Origin of the sequence: Enterobacter sp. ECC-219 (genome assembly GCF_043966805.1) — a bacterium.
Classification (GTDB): Bacteria; Pseudomonadota; Gammaproteobacteria; order Enterobacterales; family Enterobacteriaceae; genus Enterobacter; species Enterobacter cloacae_N.
Window position 1 is genome coordinate 3,664,820 of record NZ_CP143680.1, and the last position, 26,227, is coordinate 3,691,046.

The 26,227-nt window shown below is 56.5% G+C and carries 21 protein-coding genes; 5 read left to right on the top strand and 16 right to left on the bottom strand.

Translation table 11 applies throughout. From position 1 onward, the window contains the following. Positions 1 to 90 precede the first annotated feature (90 nt). Both cutC and V1603_RS17410 read right to left on the bottom strand, forming a co-directional pair. Positions 91 to 834, bottom strand: coding sequence for a copper homeostasis protein CutC (gene cutC, locus V1603_RS17405; protein WP_395313013.1), 744 nt, complete (start codon positions 832 to 834; stop codon positions 91 to 93). 77 nt (positions 835 to 911) lie between these two features. Continuing rightward, complete coding sequence (locus V1603_RS17410; protein WP_166711575.1) at positions 912 to 1,472, bottom strand: VOC family protein; 561 nt, start codon at positions 1,470 to 1,472, stop codon at positions 912 to 914. Positions 1,473 to 1,711: 239 nt separating this feature from the next. Here V1603_RS17410 and argS point away from each other — a divergent pair, with 239 nt between their 5' ends. Next, the gene (argS, locus tag V1603_RS17415) at positions 1,712 to 3,445 is read left to right on the top strand and encodes an arginine--tRNA ligase (protein WP_116339071.1); all 1,734 of its coding nucleotides are present in this window, start codon (positions 1,712 to 1,714) and stop codon (positions 3,443 to 3,445) included. Positions 3,446 to 3,480: 35 nt separating this feature from the next. Here argS and V1603_RS17420 read toward each other — a convergent pair whose 3' ends face one another. From V1603_RS17420 to flhB, 5 genes are all read right to left on the bottom strand, one after another. Continuing rightward, entirely contained in the window at positions 3,481 to 4,620 is a 1,140-nt protein-coding gene (locus V1603_RS17420) for a glycoside hydrolase family 105 protein (protein WP_395313014.1), read from the bottom strand. Positions 4,621 to 4,624: 4 nt separating this feature from the next. Then, positions 4,625 to 6,208, bottom strand: coding sequence for an MFS transporter (locus V1603_RS17425; protein ID WP_116339067.1), 1,584 nt, complete (start codon positions 6,206 to 6,208; stop codon positions 4,625 to 4,627). A gap of 262 nt (positions 6,209 to 6,470) precedes the next feature. Then, complete coding sequence (locus V1603_RS17430; RefSeq protein WP_163329859.1) at positions 6,471 to 6,863, bottom strand: flagellar protein FlhE; 393 nt, start codon at positions 6,861 to 6,863, stop codon at positions 6,471 to 6,473. Then, positions 6,863 to 8,941: a flagellar biosynthesis protein FlhA gene (gene flhA, locus V1603_RS17435; RefSeq protein WP_395313015.1), complete on the bottom strand. Its 2,079-nt coding sequence runs from the start codon at positions 8,939 to 8,941 to the stop codon at positions 6,863 to 6,865. Before flhA ends, V1603_RS17430 begins: the two co-directional genes overlap by 1 nt. Beyond that, complete coding sequence (gene flhB / locus V1603_RS17440; RefSeq protein ID WP_041909432.1) at positions 8,934 to 10,082, bottom strand: flagellar biosynthesis protein FlhB; 1,149 nt, start codon at positions 10,080 to 10,082, stop codon at positions 8,934 to 8,936. The genes flhA and flhB overlap by 8 nt, the downstream gene beginning before the upstream one ends. 502 nt (positions 10,083 to 10,584) lie before the next feature. Between flhB and V1603_RS17445 the strand changes: the two genes are divergently transcribed. From V1603_RS17445 to V1603_RS17460, 4 genes are all read left to right on the top strand, one after another. Continuing rightward, on the top strand, positions 10,585 to 11,160 hold the full coding sequence (locus V1603_RS17445) for a fimbrial protein (protein ID WP_233003076.1): 576 nt from the start codon (positions 10,585 to 10,587) through the stop codon (positions 11,158 to 11,160). A gap of 127 nt (positions 11,161 to 11,287) precedes the next feature. Continuing rightward, on the top strand, positions 11,288 to 11,980 hold the full coding sequence (locus tag V1603_RS17450) for a molecular chaperone (protein WP_233003077.1): 693 nt from the start codon (positions 11,288 to 11,290) through the stop codon (positions 11,978 to 11,980). A 9-nt stretch (positions 11,981 to 11,989) separates the two neighbouring features. Then, positions 11,990 to 14,545 carry a fimbria/pilus outer membrane usher protein gene (locus V1603_RS17455; protein WP_395313016.1) on the top strand — a complete coding sequence of 852 codons (2,556 nt, stop codon included), beginning with the start codon at positions 11,990 to 11,992 and terminating at the stop codon, positions 14,543 to 14,545. Continuing rightward, the gene (locus tag V1603_RS17460; protein WP_395313017.1) at positions 14,535 to 15,698 is read left to right on the top strand and encodes a fimbrial protein; all 1,164 of its coding nucleotides are present in this window, start codon (positions 14,535 to 14,537) and stop codon (positions 15,696 to 15,698) included. The genes V1603_RS17455 and V1603_RS17460 overlap by 11 nt, the downstream gene beginning before the upstream one ends. 46 nt (positions 15,699 to 15,744) lie before the next feature. Here V1603_RS17460 and cheZ read toward each other — a convergent pair whose 3' ends face one another. The 9 genes from cheZ to V1603_RS17505 form a co-directional block, all read right to left on the bottom strand. Beyond that, a complete protein-coding gene (cheZ, locus tag V1603_RS17465; protein WP_047345948.1) occupies positions 15,745 to 16,389 on the bottom strand; it encodes a protein phosphatase CheZ in 645 nt (214 codons plus the stop codon). A 10-nt stretch (positions 16,390 to 16,399) separates the two neighbouring features. Continuing rightward, positions 16,400 to 16,789: a chemotaxis response regulator CheY gene (gene cheY, locus V1603_RS17470; protein ID WP_008500431.1), complete on the bottom strand. Its 390-nt coding sequence runs from the start codon at positions 16,787 to 16,789 to the stop codon at positions 16,400 to 16,402. A gap of 17 nt (positions 16,790 to 16,806) precedes the next feature. After that, positions 16,807 to 17,856: a chemotaxis response regulator protein-glutamate methylesterase gene (locus V1603_RS17475; RefSeq protein ID WP_014884341.1), complete on the bottom strand. Its 1,050-nt coding sequence runs from the start codon at positions 17,854 to 17,856 to the stop codon at positions 16,807 to 16,809. After that, a complete protein-coding gene (gene cheR, locus V1603_RS17480) occupies positions 17,853 to 18,719 on the bottom strand; it encodes a protein-glutamate O-methyltransferase CheR (protein ID WP_163329858.1) in 867 nt (288 codons plus the stop codon). The genes V1603_RS17475 and cheR overlap by 4 nt, the downstream gene beginning before the upstream one ends. Before the next feature lie 19 nt (positions 18,720 to 18,738). Then, positions 18,739 to 20,340, bottom strand: coding sequence for a methyl-accepting chemotaxis protein IV (tap, locus tag V1603_RS17485; protein ID WP_395313018.1), 1,602 nt, complete (start codon positions 20,338 to 20,340; stop codon positions 18,739 to 18,741). Positions 20,341 to 20,384: 44 nt separating this feature from the next. After that, a complete protein-coding gene (tar, locus tag V1603_RS17490) occupies positions 20,385 to 22,052 on the bottom strand; it encodes a methyl-accepting chemotaxis protein II (RefSeq protein ID WP_116339057.1) in 1,668 nt (555 codons plus the stop codon). Positions 22,053 to 22,136: 84 nt separating this feature from the next. Further along, positions 22,137 to 23,096 (bottom strand): spore coat U domain-containing protein, encoded by a 960-nt coding sequence (locus tag V1603_RS17495; RefSeq protein WP_302217962.1) that lies wholly within the window; start codon positions 23,094 to 23,096, stop codon positions 22,137 to 22,139. After that, positions 23,093 to 25,477, bottom strand: coding sequence for a fimbria/pilus outer membrane usher protein (locus tag V1603_RS17500; protein ID WP_302217960.1), 2,385 nt, complete (start codon positions 25,475 to 25,477; stop codon positions 23,093 to 23,095). The genes V1603_RS17495 and V1603_RS17500 overlap by 4 nt, the downstream gene beginning before the upstream one ends. Continuing rightward, positions 25,453 to 26,211 (bottom strand): molecular chaperone, encoded by a 759-nt coding sequence (locus V1603_RS17505; RefSeq protein ID WP_166711587.1) that lies wholly within the window; start codon positions 26,209 to 26,211, stop codon positions 25,453 to 25,455. The genes V1603_RS17500 and V1603_RS17505 overlap by 25 nt, the downstream gene beginning before the upstream one ends. Between the last annotated feature and the right edge of the window lie 16 nt (positions 26,212 to 26,227).

Here is a 26,227-nt window from a genome sequence, read left to right on the forward strand (position 1 = left end):
GAAAAAAAGGCCCCTGTGTAATTGGCAGGGGCCTGGTACAAGCAAGCATCATATTGGGCGACATGATGCGCGGTAAAAATCGGTACGTTGCTACACGTGATGACGCTCAATCAGCGACTTCATTTCCGCAACCGACTCTCCCTCTACGCCGTAGCGTGAATACTCATCCGCTTCAGCATCCGTCGACATTGACAGCCCTGTATTGCGATAACGCATGGGTGAAGGTATCCATTTCCCCGCAGAGCTGTGAAGCTCTTCCACCCCGGAGTTTAAAAACCGTTCCAGATTGCTGGCACGGACTCCCGCACCCGCCATTATTATTGGAACACCGGAATGTGCTTTTAGTTCCGTAATAAATTGCAGTCCTTTTTCAGCCGAAGACTGCTGTCCCGATGTCAGAACGCGCGCCACGCCAAGTTCTCCAAGCGTTTCAAAGGCCTGAAGCGGATCTTTACACATATCAAACGCGCGATGAAAAGTGACGGCCATCCCTTTAGCGGCGTCCATCACCTGGCGCATCCGCGGCAGATCGACGTGACCGTCTTCATCAAGCAGGCCGGTCACCAGACCGGGGAACCCCAGGTCACGAACAAGGGCGATATCTTCAAGCATGGCACTGAACTCGCCCGGCGTGTAACAAAAATCGCCGCCGCGAGGACGAATAATCGGGTGGACCGGAATGGTGACGGCCTGGCGGGCAGACTTCAATACGCCGTATGAAGGCGTTAACCCCCCTTCTTTCGGGGCCGCGCACAGTTCGATACGGTCAGCTCCCATCTGTTGCGCCGTAAGGGCACACTCCACGCTGTAACAACAAATCTCCAGCAGCGCCATCTACTCCTCCTTAAATCAGCTTAACGCGCCATCATGGCACGCCTCTCGTTTCGGGTCTCAGCGGCGAATCACAACTCTCAGGCTTCGCTGGCAACGATCTGCTCAATGGTCCATGGATGAAATTTCACGGTCACCTGCCCGTCAGTGACGGCCAGCGTCGGGTTAGGAAGACGCTCGCGCTCGCCTTTCGGTGAACTCGTCTTCACAAAAATCCCCGGCTTGCTTAAACCCTCATCAGAAAGCAGGGCCAGCGCGCGCGTGTTTAACGTCTCCGGCTCTCCCGGCAGGACGATTTCAATATGCTCCCAGCCTTCGTGCGGATAGCGTTTTTCACCCGGCCACGGCAGTTCAACCACGGTGAACTGCCAGTGCGCCACGTTCACCGGCTCATGCAGTTTGAACAGACAAATGGGGCGTCCATTGATGATGTTCTCAGAGAGCAACTCGCCGCACTGTTCAAACCCGCGGCGCCAGCGTTCAGCCGTCGCATTCTGGTGACAGCGCAAAGAGATGTGATCTGCCTCAAGCGGCGCGATATCCAGACCAAGACGGGTGGCAAGTTCTGTGAACGCCTTTGTGAAGCGCGGTAAATCTGCGGAAATATCATGCAGTTCGTCAATGGATTGCCAGTTTGCCATAAATCAGTCTCTTTTCATGTCGCAAAGCCGCTAATTTACTCTGTTGCCCTGTTTTGACCAACCGCAGAATCCGGCTTTTTGCGACTGCATGATTATGCACACCTTCACCGCCTGGATTCTGAGCAATCTTCAGGCCCCGCAATGCTGACGCCAGAAGGCATTTGCAGTATACTCCCGCCCTAAATTCTTTAACTGGCGCGGGCGGTTGTAAGCCCGCATCAAAAACGTAAGGTATCCAGGTGAATATTCAGGCTCTTCTCTCCGAAAAAGTCAGTCAGGCACTGATTGCCGCAGGCGCGCCTGCGGATTGCGAACCGCAGGTTCGTCAGTCAGCAAAAGTACAGTTTGGCGACTATCAGGCTAATGGCGTGATGGCAGTGGCTAAAAAACTGGGCATGCCGCCGCGACAGCTCGCTGAGCAGGTACTGACGCATCTGGATCTCTCCGGCATTGCCAGCAAAACCGAAATTGCCGGTCCGGGCTTTATCAATATTTTCCTTGAGCCTGCATTCCTGGCGAGCCACGTTGACGCGGCGCTGAAGTCTGACCGTCTGGGCGTTTCCCAGCCGGAAGCGCAGACCGTGGTTGTCGACTATTCTGCCCCGAACGTGGCGAAAGAGATGCACGTAGGTCACCTGCGCTCCACCATCATCGGTGACGCCGCGGTGCGCACGCTCGAGTTCCTCGGTCACAAGGTGATCCGCGCGAACCACGTGGGCGACTGGGGCACCCAGTTCGGCATGCTGATTGCTTACCTGGAAAAACAGCAGCAGGAAAACGCGGGTGAAATGGCGCTGGCGGACCTGGAAGGATTCTATCGCGAAGCCAAAAAGCACTACGACGAAGACGAAGCCTTCGCCGAGCGCGCGCGCAGCTACGTGGTGAAGCTGCAGGGCGGCGATCGATACTTCCTTGAAATGTGGCGCAAGCTGGTTGACATCACCATGTCCCAGAACCAGCTGACCTACAACCGTCTGAATGTGACGCTGACCCGCGACGACGTGATGGGTGAAAGCCTCTACAACCCGATGCTGCCCGGCATCGTGGCGGATCTGAAAGCCAAAAACCTCGCGGTAGAGAGCGAAGGCGCAACGGTTGTGTTCCTTGATGAGTACAAAAACAAGGAAGGTGAACCGATGGGCGTGATCATCCAGAAAAAGGATGGCGGCTATCTCTACACCACCACCGATATCGCCTGCGCGAAATACCGCTACGAAACCCTTCACGCTGACCGCGTGCTGTACTACATCGACTCCCGCCAGCACCAGCACCTGATGCAGGCGTGGACTATCGTGCGTAAAGCCGGTTACGTACCTGACTGCGTTCCGCTGGAACACCACATGTTCGGCATGATGCTGGGTAAAGACGGCAAGCCGTTCAAAACCCGCGCGGGCGGTACCGTGAAGCTTTCCGATCTGCTGGACGAAGCACTGGAGCGCGCACGTCGCCTGGTGGCCGAGAAGAACCCGGACATGCCTGCTGATGAACTGGAAAAACTGGCTAACGCCGTGGGTATCGGCGCGGTGAAATACGCGGATCTTTCCAAGAACCGCACCACCGACTATATCTTCGACTGGGACAACATGCTGGCGTTTGAAGGCAACACGGCGCCGTACATGCAGTATGCCTATACCCGCGTGCTCTCCGTGTTCCGTAAGGCGAACATTGATGAAAGCGTGCTGGCGAATACGACAGTAACCATTACGGAAGATCGTGAAGCGCAGCTGGCGGCGCGTCTGCTGCAGTTCGAAGAGACGCTGACGGTTGTCGCGCGTGACGGCACGCCGCACGTAATGTGTGCATACCTGTACGATCTGGCGGGTCTGTTCTCCGGCTTCTACGAGCACTGCCCTATTCTGTCTGCGGAAAATGAATCGGTACGCAACAGCCGCCTGAAGCTGGCGCAGCTGACGGCGAAGACCCTGAAGCTGGGTCTGGATACCCTGGGTATCGAAACCGTAGAACGTATGTAATACAAAAAACCCGGCAGACGCCGGGTTTTTTATTATCAGAAATACTTCCGCAGATACTCCGTCAAACAGAGTATCGCCATCGCCTGTCCGTACGGCATCGACGTCAGCGGGATCTGGCGATAGAACTCAAGATCGCTCCCCATCCCCGTACCGAACGAGGTTTGCAGCAGCTCGCCTTCCGGCGAAATATTTTTGACGATACCGCCAATCGCTTTTTCTGCCACTTCGGCATACTCCGCGCCAACGTAGCGCTTGCGCACGGCTTTCAGAATGCCGTAGGCAAACCCTGCCGTGGCGGACGCCTCAAGATAAGAATGTGGATCGTCGAGCAGCGTATGCCACAGCCCGCTGTCGTCCTGACACTTTGCCAGCGCGGAAATCTGCGCATTCAATACCTGCACCAGGTAGCGGCGCATGGCGTTGTTTTCCGGCAGATCAACCAGCTCGAGGAAGTCCGGGATCACGATGGTGAGCCAGCTGTTGCCGCGCGCCCAGCGGGCACGGGCAAAGTTATGCTTACCGTCGTAGCTCCAGCCGTGGAACCACAGCCCGGTCTCCCGGTCCATTAGGTTCTGCACGTGCAGCAGGAACTGATACACCGCCTCTTCAACGTACTCCGGTTTGTTGAGCAGCTTGCCGATTTTTGCCAGCGGCAGCACCGTCATCATCAGCGTGTCATCCCACATCTGCTGGTGGTTCTCTTCTGCCAGGGTGATGTGCTGCATCCCACCGTAATCGGTGCGCGGCATCTCGGCCATCGCCCACTCCGCCCAGCTTTCCAGCCACGGCAGCCAGGCCGGGTTTTTGGTCTCTTCGTAGCGATAGGCCAGCGTCAGGAACGGCGACATGGTATTGACGTTTTTGGTGGTGGCGCCTTCCGCAAAGCGGTCTGTAAACCAGCTGTCGATAATATTGCGCATCTCTTCGTCGCCGGTCTGGCAGTAGTACTGCCAGATGCCATACAAACCGACGCCGTGCGTCCACTCCCATCCGGCCCAGCCTTTGGTGTCGATTACGCGTCCGTCGTCCAGCCGCAGCAAAAACTCACCCGTTTTGTCGTGGATATTGACCAGGTTATACGTCACCTTTTGAATCAGCGATTTCAGCTCGTCCCTGGCTATAAAACGTTCAGGCTGACGCAATAACGGGCTATGTTTGACAGGCCAAACTTTCATTATCTTAACCTCCGTTGTATGTCGAATTGAGTACCGCGCGATCCTTCAGCGAAGGTGCCGCTGGTTTGTTGCGATTCAGATAACCGATGTTGTTATTGCCCCAGAGTGACTCATAAGGCATACCGGCCAGCATCTCGACGGTAGCGCGGGCGTGTGGCGTCGCTGACTCCGGCATCGCATGACCACACTCGCGCATTTTCGCGGTCTCCTCGCGCAGCGTGCTGTGGGTCTGCAAGTTGAGCTTGAAGCGCAGGGAGACAAGAAAACCGCAGAACAGCACCAGGACGGTGCCCACGCTCAGGATCGTCAAAATGGTGTGGCTCACTTCCGCAGGCTGGACTTTCTGACCGCTGACAAAGCCGGACATCTGCATCACAATGCCTACCAGCATCACCGCACCGGCCTGAGACGCCTTGCGGGTCAGGGTCATGATGCCGGCGAAAATCCCTTCGCGGCGCTGGCCGGTGATTACTTCATCCACGTCAGCAATGTAGGTGTAGGTATTCCATGGCACGTAGTTGATACCGCCGCGGCCCAGCCCAGCAACCGCAGAGATCAGCAACAGCAGAGCATAGACGTCGCTCAGGCCCGCATAATAGAGCATGGCGTAAGAAAGAGACGCCAGGCCAAACAGCACCACGACCATGCGGTAGGACGGAGCAGGTCCGAAGCGAATACACAGCGGGATCATCCCGATCACGGCGAGGAACTGGAAGATAGCCATCGTGCCCAGCAGATTGGACGCCATTGAGGCTTCCTGCATCAGCACAAACACCACGTAGTAAGTGAATACCGCATTAAACACGTCCTGCGCGATATAGCCGCCGAGGTACATGCCCAGATGCTGACGGAAAATCTTGATGCGCAGCGTGGAGCTTAACTCAACGATCAGGCGATTGAGACTCTGCCCCAGCGTCAGCTTCTTCTTCTCTTCTTCAGCACGCAGCGCCGCTTCAGACCACTCCTCACGCGGGCGCTCCCAGGTAAAGAACCAGACAAAGGTCAGCATCAGCGCGCACAGCACGGAGAAGACCAGGCTTGCGTAGAAGAAGGAAACCGCGTTGTCTTTCCCGAATTGCGTGAGCAGGATCCCCGGCAGGAAGGAGGCCAGAATGGCGGACATTTGCGCCATAGAGATACGCGCCCCGGAGAACTTGGTTTTCTGTTTGAAGTCATCGGTCATTTCCGGCACCAGCGTTTCGTAAGGCACCAGAATCATGGTGTAGACAATATCAAACACCAGATAGGTCAGCAGGTAGTACCAGAAATTCATGTCCCCCACCCACATCAACGAGTAGCTGAACACGCATGGAATACCCAGCAGGATAAAGAACTTACGGCGACCAAAGCGCTTCCCAAGCCAGGTCGTACCGAAGTTATCCGTCAAAAAGCCCATTAACGGGCTGACAACAGCATCCAGCACCCTCGCAGCGGCAAAGATGAAGGTTGCCTCAATCGGTGTGAGTCCACAGAAGGTGGTATAAAAATACAAAAGCCAGGCCGCCGTCAGGGCGGTAGTACCTGCCCCAAGAAAATCGCCTGCTCCGTAGGCAAGATAATTTGCGAGTCCAATTTTACGTGTTTTCATTGCCGTCAACCCTAATCAAATTTGGGAGACTCCCTGCAGGTAAGGCTCATCTGGGAGTTTTTACACGGCTACAGTAAATGCAACGACGTCCTGATACCTTTCTGTTTCTGCCATCACGAGCAGGGTGAATGGCAAAAATGCAAAGGGTCGCGTCACGCGTGTCACTAATTTATAAAACAGCGTTTCTGTTGCATCAAAAGAGGAGGTCAATTTTGCGAGACAGCCATCAGAATTGACTGATGGCTGGTGAAAAGGCAGGCAGCTAGCGGTAGTTGACGATGACAGAATTACTCTGCACCTTCAGCGCCGGGATCAAACGTCCCCCGCCCGGCACTTCCCAGATAAAACGCAAGGGTTCAATGGCCGGCACGCCGTTGAATGCCTGGGTTGTGCCATTTTCTCCGTCGATCTCCGTACAGCGAGTCTGAGAACAGAGACGCACCCGAAGCCCGGCAGGGGTTGGGCCAATCAGCCGGTAGTTCCAGACCACCATCCCCATCTGACCAGAAACCGTTTCAGAAGGCGACAGCGGGTTAGAGGACATGGCGACCCCCCGGTTGCTGAGGGTCACCCCCATGCTGCTTGCCTGCCAGGAGCCTTCCCCGGCAGCCTGAACCGCCAGCGGGAAGAACAAAATCCATAACCATTTACCCATTATTTTCCTCCAATCGTCGCCGTCATGCGGATATGGCGGTTGTCCGACAGCTCCATATTCGACAGCACAACCAGCTGGTTCAGGCTGCGACGCAGGAAGCGCGACAGTAGCGGGCGCAGCGCGTGGTTGACCAGCAGCACCGGCGGTGCCCCCAGCATCTCCTGACGCGCCAGCGCTTCCTGGGTCTGCTCCAGCAGGCGATCCGCCAGCCCAGGCTCCAGGCCGCCTCCGCCCTGCAGGGCCTGCAGCAGAAGGCGTTCAAGCGGCGTATCGAGGCCAATAACCTGGACTTCACCGGTTCCCGGGAACCACTGTTGGGTGATCGCGCGCCCCAGCGCCACGCGCACCACCGCCGTCAGCTCGTGCGGATCGCTTTGCAGCGGCGCATGCTCAGCAAGGGTTTCCAGAATGGTACGCATATCGCGGATCGGCACTTTTTCCTCAAGCAGATTCTGCAGCACCTTGTGCAGCGTGGTTAACGTCAGCACGCCCGGCACCAGGTCTTCCGTCAGCTTCGGCATCTCCTGCGTCACGCGGTCGAGAAGCTGCTGCGCTTCCTGACGGCCAAACAGTTCAGCCGAGAATTGGCCAATCAGATGATTAAGGTGGGTTGCCACCACGGTACTGGCTTCGACAACTGTATATCCCTGAATTTGCGCCTGCTCTTTCAGCGCGCTTTCAATCCAGATTGCCGCCAGGCCAAAGGCCGGATCGACGGTTTGCTCGCCCGGGAGCGTGCCTGCTGCGGTGCCGGGGTTAATGGCCAGCCAGCGGCCCGGGTAGGCATCACCGCTGCCAATTTCGACCCCTTTCATCAGAATGCGGTAGCGCGCGGGCGGCAGGTCCATGTTGTCCTTGATGTGAACCACCGGCGGCAGAAAGCCCATATCCTGGGCGAATTTTTTACGGATACTCCGGATGCGGCCAAGCAGCTCGCCATCCTGCTGGAAATCCACCATCGGGATCAGGCGATACCCCACTTCCATTCCCAGGGAATCTTCCAGTTGAACGTCGTTCCAGGTCGCCTCTACAGCCTGGGTGTTCTCCGGCATTTTCACCGGAACCGGTTCCGCAGCCGGCCTGATCTCGCGGCCACGCATCCACCAGGCCAGGCCCAGCAGCCCCGCCGTAAACAGCAGGAATACGAGGTTTGGCATCCCCGGCACCAGGCCGAGCAGTCCCAGCACCGCAGCCGCCAGCAGCATCACGCGCGGGTTACTGAAGAGCTGGCCAACCATCTGCTCGCCAACGTCCTGGTCGGTACTGACGCGCGTAACGATAACACCCGCCGCAGTGGAGATGACCAGCGCCGGGATCTGTGCAACAAGACCGTCACCAATGGTCAGCAGCGTATAGCTTTCCGCCGCGTGGCCCATGTCCATCCCGTGCTGCAATACCCCCACCAGCAGGCCGCCGACCACGTTAATCACCATGATCAGGATGCCCGCGATGGCATCACCGCGAACAAACTTACTCGCACCGTCCATGGAGCCGTAGAAGTCCGCTTCTTGCGTCACTTCCGCGCGGCGCTTTTTCGCTTCATCTTCGGCAATAAGCCCGGCGTTCAGGTCGGCGTCGATAGCCATCTGCTTGCCCGGCATCCCGTCCAGCACAAAACGTGCGCCTACTTCCGCGATACGCCCCGCGCCTTTGGTGATAACCATAAAGTTGATGATAACGAGGATAACGAACACCACGATACCGATAGCGAAGTTCCCGCCCACCAGGAAGTGGCCGAAGGCTTCGACCACCTTCCCTGCCGCTGCCGCGCCGGTGTGGCCTTCCATCAGGATGATACGCGTGGAGGCCACGTTCAGCGCCAGCCGCAGCAAGGTGGTAAACAGCAGAATGGTCGGGAACGCGGCGAACTCCAGGGTGCGCTGGGTGAACATCGCCACCAGCAGCACCATAATGGACAGCGCAATATTGAAGGTAAAAAGCAGATCGAGGATGAATGCCGGGAGCGGCAGTACCATCATCGACAGAATCAACAGGATGAGGATCGGCCCGGCAAGGATCTGCCATTGAGTCGATTTCAGGTTGCCGGGCAGGCGCAACATTGCCACCAGATTAGCCATCAGTGTCCTTCTCGTTCATAAAATCCAGCGCGGCAGGCACCGGAAGGTTCTCAGGTTTGACAGGCCGTTGACCGCCGGCCAGACGCCAGCGCTTCAACTGCCATACCCAGGCCAACACTTCCGCCACCGCGGCGTAGAGCTGTCCAGGGATCTGTTGTCCGATATCCGCGTGGCGGTAGAGGGCTCGCGCCAGCGGAGGCGCTTCCAGGATCGGCACGCGGTTTTCGGTGCCAATTTCCCGGATGCGCAACGCAATCAGCCCCGCCCCTTTCGCCACCACTTTCGGCGCGCTCATTTTGTTTTCGTCATAGCGCAGCGCCACGGAATAGTGTGTCGGGTTGGTAACGATGACGTCCGCCTTCGGCACATCTTCCATCATGCGGCGACGGGCGGCGGCACGCTGCATCTGGCGGATGCGCCCCTTCACGTGCGGGTCACCTTCCATCTGCTTATATTCGTCGCGGATGTCCTGACGTGACATCCGCAGTTTCTTGAAGTGGGAATAAAGCTGGAAGATCACGTCAAAACCCACCATCGGAATAATGCTGAGCACCACCAGCAGCGCGCAAAGCCCGACCAGATTCAGCGCGTTGCTCATCGCGGTAAGAGGCGACTCGCTGATAAGGCGCATCATTTCGGGCCAGTGGTACCAGAGAAAAAATCCCGCGGAACTGCCCATCAGCACCGATTTGAGAATAGCCTTGAGCAGCTCGGCCCCGGTCTGCGCCGAGAACATTTTCGCAATGCCCGGCAGCGGGTTGAGTTTCGAAAATTTGGGTTGCAGCGATTTTCCGCTAAAGACCAGGCCGCCCAGCATTACCGGCGAGACCAGCGCCACCAGCACTACGCCGGTAATCAGAGGCAGCAGCGCAACCATGGCCCCTTTTATCAGCTGAATAATCTGGCTGAGGATCAGATTCGGGTCGTTGACCATGCTGTGGTCAAAACGTAAGCCGGTGGAGAGCATCCCCGCCAGCTTGCGGGCGAGCGACTCCCCACCCCACCAGATAATGCACACCCCGACGATAAGGATCAGCAGGGAGGTCAATTCTCGGGATCGGGGTATCTGCCCTTCCTCACGCGCCTTTTCTAGTCGGTGGGGTGTGGGGGCTTCCGTTTTGTCGTCGTTCTCTTCTGCCACAGTACATGCTCAGCCCATTACGTCACGGGTATCATGCCACGGTGGCGCATCGTCAATGGGCTGATAAAACCCTATAAGCGGGCCTTTTTACACACTTTAAGAAGAGCCTGTACAGGAGAAGGCTGGAAAAATGGTTTAAATAATGCTCAGGTGGGTTTTGACAGCCAATCATCATCGATGAATAATTATTAAAAATGCATTTAGTAAAATTTAAGTACATACTCACCTGCTGAGCATTTGGTAAATACATCATCAAAATACGCTTATTTTTTCGCTCACTTGATTTCTTAAATGATAAAAATATGTAAATTAGATAACCGCAGCGTATCAAACATTAAATTCAATCAATTCAAATGTCATTTTTAATAGTTTACAATATACAATATTATTCTTGCCCATCGCTTACCTAATGAAAATTACCCGCTATACTTTTGCTCGGCGTTAATCGAGAAATATATCAAGTTGCATGCCAATTTGTTTTCAACTTCAGGAGTTTTTGTAGATGGATTTCAAAAGAAACATTTTTGCGGGCGTGACGCTTGCTGTCATTTCAATGGGCAGTTTCGCTGCCGAAATGAATGCAGGGACGATCCACTTCACGGGTGAAATTATTGAACCTAGCTGCACGATTCAAGGGGACAGCGGCACAGACAGTACGATTCCACTTGGTACCTATCCGGTCTCACTTTTTACAGAAGTCGGAAAGGAAACCACGCTCACTCCGTTCTCTATTATTTTGGCCAACTGTCCATTAAAAAGCGACGGATTGCCAGCGGTTCAACTGACCTTTAACGGTCCAACAACCTTGACGAAGACGAATACTCTGCTTGATGTAAGCAAAATTACCTCAACAGGTGACACCGCCGCGACGGGTATTGGCGTTGCCGTCAGTCCTGTAGGGAGCGATGCTCAGTTGATCACCATGGATGGTTCTGAAGAACAGGTCTACATTGAACTGCCCACGAAATCTTCTGATACCATCAAGGCAGACTTTAACGCCCGCTATAAATCATTCGCGGCAACGGTAACAGCCGGTCCAGCCGATGCTGATATGACGGTGAATATTTTATATCGCTAATAAGCCATCGCCAAATATTCAGCTAATAAATATATTTACGCCATGACATTTAAGGAGTCATGCTCAGATAATAGTCCGCATTCGGACTATTATCGTTCTTTCAACCTGCTTTATTGAGGGGTTTTCCATGCGCACATCAATAAAACTCTTATTATGCATTCCCGTTATTGCAAGCACTTTTTGTCACGCCACGGGGGTACAAATCGGCCGTACTCGCATAATTTACGATGCCGCAAAAAAGGAAGTAGCCCTGCCCTTACTAAATAGTGAAAAAGAACTCCCCTGGTTAATTCAATCCTGGACGGATACTGGGGATGGAAAAACACGGGGCCCCTTTATCGTGACGCCACCTCTCTTTCGTCTCGATCCGCAAAAAGAGCAAAGTCTGCGAATAACCTGGAGCGGTCGCCCGCTGCCTGTCGATAAAGAGACATTGTTCTACCTTAATGTGCGAACCGTACCCGCCACGCCTGGAGATGAAGAGGGTAAGAATGTTCTGCGCCTGATTTATAAAACGCGCCTGAAACTCTTCTGGCGCCCTGTTGGACTTAGCGGCTCGCCATCAGAGTCATGCAAAAACCTGCGCTTCGTTCGCCATGACCAGCAGCTTACCGTCATCAACGATGGGGCATTTTACAGTATTTTTGATTCTCTCTCGCTGGGTGCAAAGAAGATAGAAAAAGCCGATATGGTGGGACCTAAATCCAGCGTCGCCATCCCGATACCTGCCAATATACAAGGAGCGAATGTCAGTTGGCGCTGCATCACCGATTACGGCAATGCTTCCGAAAAATACACTTCCAACCTGGCGCAGGATTAAACAAGCACAATGATTACAGGACGTAATTTTTTGTCCGGTCAGCGGATCTTTCAGCTAAACCCACTCCTCCGCTACCTTGGCGGCATTCTGATTATCACGAGCTGCTCAACGGATGCCCGGGAGTATCACTTTTCCGCCTCTTCGCTGGAAGGGGATATGTTGACGCAACAGGATATCGATCTCTCACTCTTTTCGAAATCGAATGCCCAGCTGCCCGGTACCTATCCCTCAAGAGTGATGATGAACGAACGTAGGCTTACCGACGCGGATATCGCTTACGTCAGCTCACCTGAAGGCGCGCTGGTGCCACAGCTGACGCCGAATATGCTCCGCGGTTGGGGGATTAATATCGATCGCTATCCAGAGTTGATTAAGCTCCCGGCCGACGGGACACTGCCAAACTCTCTGGGCAACTATATCCCGCTGGCATCAGCACAACTTGATTTCTCGACAATGACGCTAAAGCTGAGCATTCCGCAGGCGGCGATAAAAGGAAATGGTCGTGATTATGTCGATCCTTCACGTTGGGACGACGGTGTGCCGGTTTTGTTCAGCGATTACTCTTTTTCAGGATCACAAAATAAAGACAGCAGCGACAACAGCAGCACAAACCAGTATCTGAATTTAAGAACCGGGGCGAATCTTGGCGGATGGCGCGTGCGCAACTACTCAACGTGGAGCAAATCGGATGATGATCGCCACTGGGATACCATTAACACGTTCCTTCAGCACGACGTTGATATACTAAAAGCGCAGTTCACAGCGGGCGAGAGCAGTACCCGCGGTGAAGTGTTCGATAGCCTCCAGTACCGGGGGGTAAACCTGGCCACGGACGAAGAGATGCTCCCCTATAGCCAGCGCGGCTATGCCCCGGTGATTCGCGGTATCGCCAGCTCAAATGCCGAGGTCTCCGTACGTCAGAACGGCTACCTCATTTATCAACAGAACGTTGCACCCGGCGCGTTTGAGATTAACGACCTCTACTCCACCACCAACAGCGGCGATCTGGAGGTTACGATAAAAGAGGCTGATGGAACCGAGCATCACTTTACCCAGCCCTACTCCAGCATCGCAGTCATGCAACGCCCGGAACACCTGAAGTATGAATTTACGGCAGGACGTTACCGTTCAGACAGTGGCACCAATCAAAAGGAACCCGACTTTCTTCAGGGAAGTATGGTATACGGCTTAAACAATCTGCTTACCTGGTTCGGCGGGCTGACGCTTTCGAAAGACTATAACGCTGCCAACACGGGTGTAGGCGTGGCGCTCGGGCCCTTGGGTGCGCTGTCTGCAGATGTCACCGTGGCGGATGCGCAACTTGACGACGGTAGCGAGCATACCGGTCAGTCATGGCGTGTGCTCTATTCCGGTAAAATTGACTCTACCGATACCAACTTCACCCTCGGCAGCTATCGCTACTCCAGCCGTGGATATTACAGTTTTGCCGACGCTAATCAGAAGCTTGACGGTCACGAAGACGACTTGATGTTTAACTACAACAAGCGCAACCGTATTCAGGCCAGCATCAGCCAGAACATTTCCGCCTTAAGCGTGTACCTGAACGGTTATCAACAGGATTATTGGGGAACCTCCAAAAAAGAACGCAGCGTATCGCTAGGCGTCAACACCGTTCTCTCCGGAGTGAGCTATCACATGGCTTACACCTACAGTAAAACGAACGGCGAGGACTCCGACCGTATGGTCTCCTTCGGCTTTAGCATACCGCTCTCTCGGTGGCTGCCCCGCGCCTGGAGCAGCTATAACATCAGCAATACTAAAAACGGCTATACACGACAAAATATTGGCGTCAACGGGACGTTGCTGGATGACGAGAGGCTGAACTATTCACTGCAGCAAAGCCATTCAAATCACGATGGAGAAGACACAAGCAGTGTTTATGGCACCTACCGTTCACGATACGCCAACCTGAACGCTGGATATTACGCCTCCTCTGACAGTTCTGAGCAGCTCAATTACGGCATCAGCGGGGGTATTGTTGCGCACCCGCACGGCGTGACGCTGGCGCAACCACTGGGTAGCCAGTTTGCCATTGTTAATGCCAACGACGCCGCCGGTGTTCGTTTCCAGAACCAGCGAGGTATCCAGACAGACTGGCTGGGGAATGCCGTTATTCCGTCCTTGACTCCCTATCAGGAAAACTACATTCGTATCGACACAGCCAGCCTGCCTGAAAACGTGGACAGTAGCGACACGGCTGCGACCGTGATCCCTTCACGTAACGCGGCTGTCGCAGCAAACTTCGATGCGCACGTAGGCTACAGGATGCTGGTAACACTGACGCGTCCAAATGGCCAGCGCGTACCTTTTGGCGCCATTGTCACCAGCACGCTCCCCCCAATGAGCAGCATCGCTGACGATACCGGTACCGTATACCTTACTGGTATCGGCGAGACAACGCAGCTTACGGTGAAATGGGGCAACGGTCAGGACCAACAGTGCGTCTCCAGCATTTCGCCACAGAGCGATCGACACACTGAAACGCCTAACGGAATTCGCTCGCTTAGCGTGCTATGTCAGCAGGAATCATCACATGCTAAATAATATAAAGAAACTAGCCACTACGGCTTCACTGGCAACTGCAATGAGCCTGACATTTACGGATTCATGTCTGGCCGTTACGGTACTCAAAAATTGTTTCGGCGCACCACAAACCTACACGATCTCATACGATCATGAATTCACATCGACAGAGAACGTTGCAAATCATGATTACGATGTCCCCGGCCATCTGGTTGGGGCGGGTTCCGAGATGGATGCAAACTGTACGTGTCCAGGTAATGTGTTTTCGTCGAGTGTCATCTACGAAAAAAGCTACGCTGGGAGCCCACTCAGTCCGGGTACGAGTGGATATGGCCATCTGACCGATAAAATTGATGCGGATATCACCGGCTATGCTGACGCGATCAATTCCCCGGACGGTAACTCTTTAACTGCAATACCCATCAATGAGTACCCTACCTCGAGGGGGAATATGTTCTACGTTCTGGAATCGAGTCTATCGAAAACAGAAGGCGAGAGCACAGTCTGCAGCAGTGAGACTCAACCTTCAGGTGCTGCAGCAGTAAAGCGTAAATTCCGCTGGAATGTTGTTGCAGTCATGCTGCACGTCAAAAAGCCGATTCTTGGCGAGGAAATTATCCCGCAGACGCTTATCGCGCAGAACTACGCCTGCCTCTATATTGGCACTGGCGGAAGCTGCGACGCAGCTGAGGCAGAGCAGGTGTCAGATATCTGGTTCGGCGGCACCCTCTCCGCACCGTTAAGCTGTACAATCAACGCGGGCAGCACAATTGAGGTAGAGTTTGGCAGCATTGTCAGCAAGCAATTCACCAGCAAAGGGCAACCCCCGCAGGGATATACCCTTAAAGATGTAGATATTTCCTATCACTGCGACGATAACGCGGTTGGCAACAACGATCGGATAAAGCTCACGCTGTCTGCCGATCAGGGTGTGGCGGATAGCAGCACGCCATACATTGCTAAGTTACTGGAAAGAAGCGATCTGGGTATTCGAGTGTATGATGAAAATAGCCAGAATGTCGCGCTGGATGGAACCTACGAATTTCCTGTCACCATGGACGAGCAGGGAAATGGGGTTGTCAAAATTAAGGCCGTGCCGGTAAGCACAACAGACACCACCCCCTCACCGGGTAGCTTTGAAGGTAACGTGACGGTGAAAATGGATCTGCGTTAAAAATATCCCTCAGGTTGAGCAAACAACCTGAGGGTAAAGGCCGCAATCAGAAGCCGAGGCTGTCCAGCAGGTCGTCCACCTGGTCCTGGCTTGCCACCACGCCCGCCTTGCTGGCGTCGAGCTGTGGACCATTGAGCAGGCTTTCGTTCTCGCGTTTTGGACGGGCTGCCGGTTCCGGGATGTTCTCCAGCAGAACCATCAGCAGCTGACGCTCAATCTCCTGGATCACATCCATCATGCGCTTGATCACCTGACCGGTCAGGTCCTGGAAATCCTGCGCCATCATGATGTCCAGCAGCTGAGCGTTGGTAAAGCTGGTGTGGCCCGGCACATCACCCAGGTACTGACGGGTATCCGTCACCAGCTCGCGGGCATCCGCCAGCTCGATAGGGTTCTCAAACCACTCGTCCCAGCGTTTACTCAGCGCTTTTGCGCCCTTTTCCATCGCATCCTGATGCGGCTGCGACGCTTCAACGCTGTTCAGCGCACGTTCAGCCGCCTGAGCGGTCATCTGCACAACGTAGTCCAGACGATCGCGGGCGTCCGGAATCGCTTCCGCCGCTTCGGCAATGGCCTGATCCAGCCCCAGTTCACGCAAGCTGTCACGCAGCATGCGCGTCAGGCTGCCGATGCGCACGATGATGTCGCTCGGCGAGTGTTCTTCAACGGGTTTCATTGCAGGTTGCATCATCACCAACACCTCACATGCCGAGTTTCTCGAAGATCTTACCGAGCTTCTCTTCCAGGGTCGCCGCGGTGAATGGCTTCACCACGTAGCCGCTTGCGCCCGCCTGTGCTGCAGCAATGATGTTCTCTTTTTTCGCTTCTGCAGTGACCATCAGCACCGGCATAGACGCCATTCCCGCGTCTGCACGAATCGTTTTCAACAACTCCAGACCGTCCATGTTTGGCATGTTCCAGTCGGAGATGACAAAACCAAACCCGCCGGCCTGCAGTTTGTTCAGCGCATCAACGCCGTCTTCCGCCTCTTCAACGTTGTTGAAGCCCAGCTCTTTCAGCAGGTTGCGCACGATGCGACGCATGGTGGAAAAGTCATCCACAACCAAAAACTTAAGCTCTTTATCCGCCATAAAATAATACTCCTGAGTCAAATACGTATTGCCTGTCCGGCACTGATTTTCGCCAGCATCTGCTGGCTTACCTGGCTAAGATCGACCACTTCGCTCACGCCACCCATATTGATGGCCTCGCGCGGCATGCCGAACACCACACAACTTGCTTCATTCTGCGCAATCGTCCAGGCGCCAGCCTGGTGCATTGCAAGCATTCCGGCGGCACCGTCGTTGCCCATCCCCGTCAGGATCACCCCGACGGCGTTGCGCCCCGCATGTTTCGCCACCGAATGAAACAGCACATCCACTGACGGACGGTGCCGGTTGACCGGCGGTCCGTCATGAATTTTGATTTGATAGTTAGCGCCGCTGCGCGCCAGCTCCATATGCTTGTCGCCCGGGGCGATATACGCATGTCCCGGCAGCACGCGCTCGCCGTCTTCTGCCTCTTTCACGCTGATCTGGCACAGCTTGTTCAGGCGTTCGGCGAACGAGCGGGTAAAGCCTGGCGGCATATGCTGAGTAATCAGAATACCCGGACTTGAAAGCGGCAATGGCTGGAGTACATGGCGAATTGCCTCTGTTCCTCCGGTTGACGCTCCAATAACCAGCAGTTTTTCCGAGCTGAGTAACGGACCGGCCTTGAGGGTTGCCGGCGCGGCCATCGGCTTGTGGGCCGCGAGCTTCGCGCGCGATGCGGTGCGAATTTTCTCCGCAATCATCTCGCTGTACGCCAGCATCCCCTCGCGAATGCCGAGCTGCGGTTTGGTGACAAAATCCACCGCCCCTAGCTCCAGCGCGCGCAAGGTGATCTCCGATCCTTTCCCGGTCAGGGAGGAGACCATCACCACCGGCATGGGCCGCAGCCGCATCAATTTTTCCAGGAAATCTATGCCATCCATGCGCGGCATCTCGACATCCAGCGTTAGCACGTCGGGGTTATATTTTTTAATTAAATCCCGCGCTACCAGCGGATCTGGCGCTGTGGCCACCATCTCCATGTCGCTGTGGCTATTGATTATTTCAGTCATGATCTGGCGCATCAGCGCTGAATCATCGACGGACAATACCCTGATTTTACTCATGCTTTTTCCTTACTCAGCGCATATACCGTTTGCCCACGCAGGCTAAACTCACGCGCGAGGTTGCTGAAGTTTTCCGAGTGCCCGGCAAACAGTAAACCGTCAGGCTTGAGCAACGGAACAAACCGACGCAGAATGTCCTGTTGCGTCGTTTTATCAAAATAGATCATGACGTTACGGCAAAAAATGGCGTCGAAAGGCCCCGGCACGTTGTACTGCTTATCGAGCAGGTTAACGGGCGCGAATTCGACGAGGTTCGCCAGCTCCTGGCGTACGCGAACCAGGCCTTCATGCGGCCCCGTACCGCGCATGAAGTAACGCTGCAGCTGCTGCGGTGACAGCGTTTTCAGCTCGTCCTGGCGATACACGCCGTTGCGCGCCTTCTCCAGCACCTCGGTGTCGATATCGCTGGCATAGACCTTCCAGCGCCCGGGCGCCATCCCCAGGGTATCGGCCAGGGTAATCGCCAGCGAATACGGCTCTTCACCCGTCGAGGCGGCCGCACTCCAGACGCGATACTCCCCGGTGCGACGGCGCGCGTGCTCGGCCAGGACCGGGAAGTGGTGAGCTTCGCGGAAAAAAGCCGTCAGGTTGGTGGTTAATGAGTTAATAAAAGCCTGCCACTCTGCGCTGTTTTGGTTGGCCTCAAGCATGCTCAGATAGCGGCCAAAATCATCCAGCCCCAGCGTACGCAAGCGCCGCACCAGTCGGTTGTAGACCATGTCCCGCTTATGATCCGCAAGCACGATCCCCGCACGCTGGTAGATTAACTGACATATCCGACGAAAATGCGCGTCGGACAGCGCGAGGCGCTGTGTCATCTGCAACAATAATGACGTTTGCCCAGGGGGCATTGGTGATGTCATAGCGCCTTCTTAATTACATTCAGGATACAACTGGCACGGCCTGCGACCGCCCGACTTCTGTTACTGCTTCAACGTGCTCTTTCACATTAAATACCGCGACCAGACCGGTCAGACGATCTGCCTGGCTGGCCAGTTGATCGGTTGCCGCTGCCGCTTCCTCAACTAACGAGGCGTTCTGTTGCGTTACCCGATCCATCTGGCTGACGGCCTGGGCAACCTGCTCAATCCCGCGACGCTGTTCATCCGACGCGGAGGCAATTTCGCCCATGATGTCGTTCACCCGCGTCACGGAGGTGACGATCTCGTGCATGGTTTGCGCCGCCGTATCCACAAGGGTTGAGCCCTGCTGAACACGCGAGACCGACTCTTCGATCAGCACCTTAATCTCTTTCGCCGCGTTGGCGCTGCGGCTCGCCAGGTTACGCACTTCCCCGGCTACCACCGCAAACCCACGTCCCTGCTCGCCGGCGCGCGCCGCTTCAACGGCAGCGTTCAGCGCCAGAATGTTGGTCTGGAACGCGATACCGTCGATCACGCTGATGATGTCGCCAATCTTCTGCGAGCTGGTGGCAATCTCCTGCATGGTGCTGGCGACATGGGACGCCTGGTCGCCGCCTTTCTTCGCCGTCATCGCCGCCTGTTTTGACAGATCAGACGCCTGACGCGCGTTATCGGCGTTCTGGCTAACCGTTGCGGTCAGCTGCTCCATGCTGGCCGCCGTCTGCGCCAGCGAGGCCGCCTGCTGCTCGGTGCGGGACGAGAGATCGTTATTGCCTGCCGCAATCTCAGAGATCCCGGTGTGCATGGCATAACTGCCCTGACGCACGTCGGATACCGTTTCCCGCAGAGCGCCCTGCATCGCCTTCAGGCTGGCAAAGATCGCCGATATTTCGTTTTTGCCGAACACCGCCACCGGACGCGCCAGGTCCCCCTTCGCAATACTGTCGAAGTGGCTGCTGACGATCGCCAGCGGCTGCACAATCATTCTGCGCACCCAGAGCAGCGCCCCGCCGGTCAGCAGCCCCGCCAGGATCACGACGACGGCAAAGATGACGCCGGACATGTGATAGCTGATACGGCTCGCTTCACCTGCACGCTGAACAGACCGGTTAATATCCTGCTGCCACGCGTTAAAGCTGCCGTCAAACGCGGCCTGAGACGCCTGAACCGGTGCGGTCATAAAGTCCGAAAGCTGGTTGTTCTCAAGCCAGGTCGCCTGGTGGTCCAGATCGCTGAACCACTGCTCAAAGTTCTTTTTCATGGCTGCCTTCAGCGCTTTCTCTTTCTCGCTGTCGGCTGCCTGCGCCGTGAAGGCCTTAAACTGTGCGTCTGCCTGCTTCAGGCTGTCGCGCGCCGTTGCCATCAGCGCTTTAATGTCATCCGGCGGATAGCTGAGCGCGGTTAAGGTTCCTGCCTTGTTCAGCGCAGTGCTTGCCTGCAACAGCACGGCACGCGTTTGTGCCAGTGCGGAGCGCTGCTGATTACTCGCCTCAACGTCCTGCAAATTCTGATAGCCATCGCGAAACGCCCAAAAAGACAACCCGTTACTGCCAACCTGCAACACACCGCAAAGGATCAGAATCAAAAACAGTGTGGTCGAGATACGAATACGATTTAACATCCACGCTCCCATCAAGCGGCAAGCAGCCGCGGTCTAATTGTCAGTCAAAATGTTTCCCAGTTTTCATCTTGTCCGGCCGTTGCAGCACGCATGCGGGTAACCGCCGGGTCGGCGGCTGGCGCGCGGTACGTCGACTGCGAAGTGACCGTATTTCCAGCGAGTGAAGCGAGACGAAACGCCGAGACGGCCATCTTCAGACGGCTCGCCTGGTCTTCCAGGGCAGCGGCCGCCGCAGCGGACTCCTGCACCAGGGCGGCGTTTTGCTGTGTCACGCGATCCATTTCCGATACCGCCAGGGCAACCTGGTCGATACCACGACTCTGCTCATCGGACGCAGAGGCGATTTCACCCATGATGTCCGTTACGCGGGTAACGGCATTCACGATGTCATTCATGGTCTCCCCGGCGCTTTCCACCAGCACCGAGCCGGTATCCACGCGGGAGACGGAGTCTTCAATAAGGGCTTTGATCTCTTTCGCCGCGTTGGCGCTGCGGCTGGCCAGGTTGCGCACTTCCCCGGCCACCACGGCAAACCCGCGGCCCTGCTCGCCCGCGCGCGCCGCTTCCACGGCGGCGTTGAGCGCGAGGATGTTGGTCTGGAAGGCAATGCCGTCGATGACGCTGATAATGTCAGCGATTTTCTTCGAGCTGTCGGCGATTTCGTGCATGGTTTTCACCACGCCATCCACCACGCGACCGCCGCGCTGCGCCGTCTCGGAGGCGCTTTCCGCCAGCTGAGACGCCTGGCGAGCGTTATCGGCGTTCTGCTTCACAGTTGCCGTGAGCTGCTCCATGCTGGCGGCCGTCTCTTCCAGAGCGGAAGCCTGCTGCTCGGTACGGGATGAAAGGTCGTTATTGCCCATCGCGATTTCGCTGGTGCCGGTATAGATAGCCTCTGACCCGTTACGCACGTTGGCGACGGTCTCGATCAATGAACGCTGCATATGGTCGACGCTGTTGGCCAACTCGGTGATCTCATTGCGCCCGGACACGGTCAGCGTTTTAGTCAGGTCACCGCTGGCAATATCGCGGATATGGGCAATCACGCGACCGAGCGGGTTCAGCAGGATGTGGCGAATGCCGTACCAGACCGCGATCAGCACAATGACCAGCGCCAGCGCCAGCACCGCCATCTGCCATTTCGCAAAGCGGTAGTCATTCTGGCTTTCAGTAAAGGCCGAGTGATACAAATCGCCGCTGGCCTTCGCGTATTCCCCCAGCGCCGCGCCGAGTGCGTTTTGCATCCCCTGCGTCGGCTGTGCGAAGTAGGCGTCCATGTTGCCACTCTCCAGGAACTGAATCAGCTCCGTCAGCCCGGCATAGTAGGCGTTATATTTTTCATCAATATTCTGGCTCACCTGCGCCATAGCGGGCTGCGGGGCGATCTGTTTGAAGGTGGCGTAGTGTTTTGCCGCGTCGGCCAGCGTGGCCCGGGCATTTTTTAGCAGATCGGTTTTCGCGCTGCTCTGCTGATTGTTGGGATCCATCATCATGCGCGCGGACGAGCGGCTCAGGTTGATGCGCGTTTGCAGCATCAGATCCCACGTTGACGTAAGCTCGCTCTGCTGAAGGCGGAGATCGTTCGAGGCGGCGAAGCTGTCCTGGTTCTGTTTTAACGACGAGAAAAAAAGCCCGCCGGAGATAAGCTGAAGTAGTGCGAAAATGACCAGCACCATCATGAGCATTGTGACAACGCGGATACGGTTCAACATACAACACCTTCTCATAGATTTATTAACGGTGTTATCGGCACAGGCCACAGGAACTTTACATTTGCGAAAGGGAAAAGCGCGGGGTTAAAACGCGACGTCAACAATCAGCGTATCGGTGTAGGTGCCGGCGGGTGGCGTGGCCTGATTGGTCAGGACCTTAGCGGTATAGTTGTAGGTTCGCAGCAACCCGTCGCTACTGACCTGGGACGACGTCGCGCTGGACCAGCGTTCGGCACCGCTGCCGCCCCAGCGGTTACCGCTGGCTTCTTTATAGATGTCGTAGCTCAGGGCGTTACTGCCGCTCACCATACGCCGCACGTTGTTCAGCGCGTTGGCACCATTATTAATGCCAATGGTGTAGGTGCTGCCTTTGGTACAGGTCACGGCAATAGCCTGCGAAACGTTGGGAAAACTTTGCACCAGCGGTGCGCTGTTAAAGTTTACGTCCGGCGTGGTCATGGCGCTGCAGTCGTTGGTGACGGTCATGTTAAGCAGAATACTGGTCGTTGCGGTTCCCGACTGGGGAGATGTACACAGGCTTCCCAGACCGACGGCGCAGACGTTGTAGTTGATGCTGAAGGTCAGCAGCACCTGATAAGGCCCGGCAGTCACGTTTTGTCCGGGGACGGTGCGAAAATAGAGCGGTATGTTGTACCGTTTTGACCCGAGTAGCCCCAGCAGTGTGTTCCCACTCCAGGTATACGAATTACTTATCTGCACCTCGCTGCTGCTCGCGCAGCCCGATAATCCGCACAGCCGGGTGGGGATCACGTCCGTGATGGCCGCGTTATCCGTGCGTTTCATGGTGGCGCGGCTGTTGCCCGATACCGACGCTGCGGTGTAGTTCAGGGTCACCGAGTCGTTGGTCAGCACATTGAGCACGGCGTCACACGCCACCACCAGCGTGCCGGTGGTTTCCACTTCCCCGTTTCCGCTCAACGCAAACGACGTGACGCTGCCAAACGACGCATTAACCGTACTGACGGTGCACGCCGCCCAGCCGCCGCCGGAGAAAAGCAACAGCAACAGCAGAAGGCGAGTCATGGCCCCTCCCGACAAACCAGCGGACCGTAGGTTTGCAGCTTGTGCTCCGGATTGGCCCCCACGGTCAGGGTCGCCGTGCAGCGTTTTCCGGCAGGGGTGATCACCTCAAGCGGGTTGACATCGCTGAGGTTCTCCAGCCACGCGATGCCGTCATACCCCACCACCGCATTGCTGCGCGAGGCACGTCGGACCTGGCTTCCCACCGGGATCGCCTGCCCCTGCGCATCGTGCAGAATGACGCTTGCCACCCGCTCCTGCTCCATCGGGAAGTCCACCAGATAACCGCTGTGACGGCGAATGGCGATCCGCCGCTCAGTCTCCTTCAGCCGGGTATCCGCCGGCAGATTCAGCGTATCGATCCGGTAGCTTGCCGGATAATAGGCCGACACCCCGCTGACCAGCAGGTAGCCGTTGTTATTCGTTTTGCCGACGGGCTGGTTTTCATAGCTGACGGGCACGTCCGGATGGCCGTCGGTGCTGATCACCACAAACGCATCGTTGATTTTGTTCGCCGCGAACAGCTCCCCGTCCATCAGGACAATGGCGCCCATCGCCTCGCCCCACCAGGTCATCGTGTCCCTCTCGCCATAGCCGCCGCCCTGCAGTTCGATATTGTTATTGCGCCAGCCCAGCGTACCCTGCTGATAATCACTGGATTTTGACTGGTTGGCCCAGGCCATGTTCCAGCTAAACCCGCCGTCAGAAGGCATAGAGTGGTTGTAGTTAATGCGCTGCGAGCTGCCTGCATCCGGGGTGTTTTCGAAGGTGACGGCAGCGCTGTCGCGTTCCCCCAGCGGCACCTGCAGCGACAGCGCGACCGTCCAGTCCCCACGCTGCTGGTCCCGACTGCCGGCCAGGTAAATGCTGCTCGCCCCCCAGAGATTGCGGCTCCAGGAGAGATTCAGCAGTTCAGTTTTCTGGCTGTCAAAGCTTTCCACGCCGATCCAGGCCGCGCCAATATTGCCGTACTGCCCCAGATTGAAGGTCAGAGAATACTGGTCCGTATTGCGGCTAAAGCTGGCGATGGGTCTGTCATTTTCGTCATATACCGTCGGTTGGTCATAGAGAGCGAGATTGCCAAAGCCGCGATCGCGACGGGTGTGCTGGGTCGCGACGCTAAACTCGCTGGTGCTGTACTGATAGCCCCAGCTGATTTGCCCGCCGTCGTCCCCGCGCATGCGGCTTTGTGAGTAAGAGGAATTCACCACGCCAAACTGGCCGAGCTTTATCACCGTCCCCGCCCCGCCCAGCGCCAGCTCTTCTGCCCCTTCCGCATGGCCCTCCAGCGTCAGCCAGTCCGTCATCCCGTAGCGATACGAGCCGCTGCCTGCCGCAGGGCCGTAGTCAAAATTCCTGATGCCGTAATTCCGGCGCAGGCTGCCGAGCGTCACGGCCCCGTCGCTCAGCCCTGTTTTAAGCAAATCACTGGTGACATAAAACGGGAGCGTGGTGCTCACCTGGCGTCCCAGCGCATCGGTGGTGACCAGCACCGCATCCCCCGCCCCGTTGATATAGGGCAGATTGGTCAGAGTGAAGGGGCCCGGCTGAAGCTGAGTTGAGCCGGACCGATAGCCGTTGATAAAGAGATCCACCGAGGTGGGGACCGCGGCCTCCCCCGAAAATTCGGGCAGCGGCCATGTCACCAGGTCCGGGCGCAGGGAGAAATCGCGTCCGTAGCTGATACCGCCCATCCGCACGCTGGAGGTCCAGCTCAGGGCATCGCTGATCACGTCTCCGGCGCTCCAGGTGGTCGCGTCATCCTCATTCGTTATCAGCAGCGTGGTGTCATAGCGAACATACCCTTCCTGCTGACCGTCGTTTCCGGTGAAATTTTTCCGGGCGTACCCGGTGGTGGAAAACGAGCCGTTCTCGTCGAAGTAGCGGAGTTCATGCCAGAGCGACGCCTGGCCGCCAGTGTGCTCCGTGTGGTTGGTGTAGAGATCGTAATTCAGCAGCGCGCCGCGCCCGTAGTGCGGTTTGGACTGCGCCGTTTGCGCGCTAAAGGGTGTCACCCGGGCGGCGATCCAGTCCCGGGGAAGGGTCAGCAGCAGGCGCTGCGCGGCGCTGTCGTACTCCACACGAACCTGGCTCAGTGAGGAGAGATTCACCTCTCCTGCGGGCACATGTTCCGGGGGCAGCCCGGCGCGCAGCAAATCGGCGCTGGAAATAAAGAAAGCGCCGTTGCGCTGCGTCACGGGGACCACCAGACCGGTGTCATAGTGGTTGACCACGAGGGCAAGCTGAAAGACCGCTTCATCATTTACCGCCTGTGCCTGGGGAGGCGGCGGCAAACTGTCGTCGCCGGGTTCGCCCCAGGCTGTGGTACTGACGCAAAGCAGCATCATCATTGCCGGCTTCAGTTGACGGGCGTCGACTGCCATTGTGCGTCCCTGGCATTAATCTGCGCGCTCATCCGGTCTGGCTGACGAACGCCAGCGGGTATCGGCCAGCTACGGGTGCTGCCCGGCAGGACGTATCCCAGTAATCCCTCCGCTACGGTGCGTTTTTGCCCCCCCTGCACCAGCGACACCTGGCTAAGCCTGACGTGCACATCCCCCTGATTACGCACCTGTAATGCAGGTTGTCCTCCCTCCTGCGTCACCCGCCAGCTCAGGTTTCGGGTCTCCACCAGCGCGTGATGCGCTCCCTCTTTCAGGGTCGGGATCCCCTGTCCGTAAACAAACAGCGGAATGGAGTAACGCATCTGTAATTTGAGACCGATGGCGGGTGCAGCTTTGGCGTCAGGCTGCGGGATTTCATCCACGATAATGCGGTACGCCTGTTCAACGCCTGCAGGAACCGCGCCCTGTTTAATAAGACGAATCAGCTGCTTATTACCTTTCTGGATGGTGACAATGGGCGGGCTGGCGACCACGTCCTGCTGCGCGCTGTAGCGTTCGTATCCGCCCTCCTGCTTCCAGCGCACAATCCGCACCTGCATGGTCGTTGCGCTGTTCCCCTGGTTCTGGATCCACAACTCCGTGGCGTTAGCATCGGCGGCAAGCCAGGGATCGATGGGCCAGAGCAGAATGGTGGCCGCCGCCTGCGCCTGTCCGGCCGCCGCGACGCATGACAACACACCCGCCAGACACATATGCCTGATAATTGGCTTCATTGCCTCTCTCCCTTTA

What these genes read in the sequence shown, in the direction of transcription:
- cutC (WP_395313013.1), bottom strand. Translation starts at nt 834, where the DNA reads ATGGCGCTGCTGGAGATTTGTTGTTACAGCGTGGAGTGTGCCCTTACG.
- V1603_RS17410 (WP_166711575.1), bottom strand. Translation starts at nt 1,472, where the DNA reads ATGGCAAACTGGCAATCCATTGACGAACTGCATGATATTTCCGCAGAT.
- V1603_RS17420 (WP_395313014.1), bottom strand. Translation starts at nt 4,620, where the DNA reads ATGAAAGTTTGGCCTGTCAAACATAGCCCGTTATTGCGTCAGCCTGAA.
- V1603_RS17425 (WP_116339067.1), bottom strand. Translation starts at nt 6,208, where the DNA reads ATGAAAACACGTAAAATTGGACTCGCAAATTATCTTGCCTACGGAGCA.
- V1603_RS17430 (WP_163329859.1), bottom strand. Translation starts at nt 6,863, where the DNA reads ATGGGTAAATGGTTATGGATTTTGTTCTTCCCGCTGGCGGTTCAGGCT.
- flhA (WP_395313015.1), bottom strand. Translation starts at nt 8,941, where the DNA reads ATGGCTAATCTGGTGGCAATGTTGCGCCTGCCCGGCAACCTGAAATCG.
- V1603_RS17445 (WP_233003076.1), top strand. Translation starts at nt 10,585, where the DNA reads ATGGATTTCAAAAGAAACATTTTTGCGGGCGTGACGCTTGCTGTCATT.
- V1603_RS17450 (WP_233003077.1), top strand. Translation starts at nt 11,288, where the DNA reads ATGCGCACATCAATAAAACTCTTATTATGCATTCCCGTTATTGCAAGC.
- V1603_RS17455 (WP_395313016.1), top strand. Translation starts at nt 11,990, where the DNA reads ATGATTACAGGACGTAATTTTTTGTCCGGTCAGCGGATCTTTCAGCTA.
- V1603_RS17460 (WP_395313017.1), top strand. Translation starts at nt 14,535, where the DNA reads ATGCTAAATAATATAAAGAAACTAGCCACTACGGCTTCACTGGCAACT.
- cheZ (WP_047345948.1), bottom strand. Translation starts at nt 16,389, where the DNA reads ATGATGCAACCTGCAATGAAACCCGTTGAAGAACACTCGCCGAGCGAC.
- cheY (WP_008500431.1), bottom strand. Translation starts at nt 16,789, where the DNA reads ATGGCGGATAAAGAGCTTAAGTTTTTGGTTGTGGATGACTTTTCCACC.
- V1603_RS17475 (WP_014884341.1), bottom strand. Translation starts at nt 17,856, where the DNA reads ATGAGTAAAATCAGGGTATTGTCCGTCGATGATTCAGCGCTGATGCGC.
- cheR (WP_163329858.1), bottom strand. Translation starts at nt 18,719, where the DNA reads ATGACATCACCAATGCCCCCTGGGCAAACGTCATTATTGTTGCAGATG.
- tap (WP_395313018.1), bottom strand. Translation starts at nt 20,340, where the DNA reads ATGTTAAATCGTATTCGTATCTCGACCACACTGTTTTTGATTCTGATC.
- tar (WP_116339057.1), bottom strand. Translation starts at nt 22,052, where the DNA reads ATGTTGAACCGTATCCGCGTTGTCACAATGCTCATGATGGTGCTGGTC.
- V1603_RS17495 (WP_302217962.1), bottom strand. Translation starts at nt 23,096, where the DNA reads ATGACTCGCCTTCTGCTGTTGCTGTTGCTTTTCTCCGGCGGCGGCTGG.
- V1603_RS17500 (WP_302217960.1), bottom strand. Translation starts at nt 25,477, where the DNA reads ATGGCAGTCGACGCCCGTCAACTGAAGCCGGCAATGATGATGCTGCTT.
- V1603_RS17505 (WP_166711587.1), bottom strand. Translation starts at nt 26,211, where the DNA reads ATGAAGCCAATTATCAGGCATATGTGTCTGGCGGGTGTGTTGTCATGC.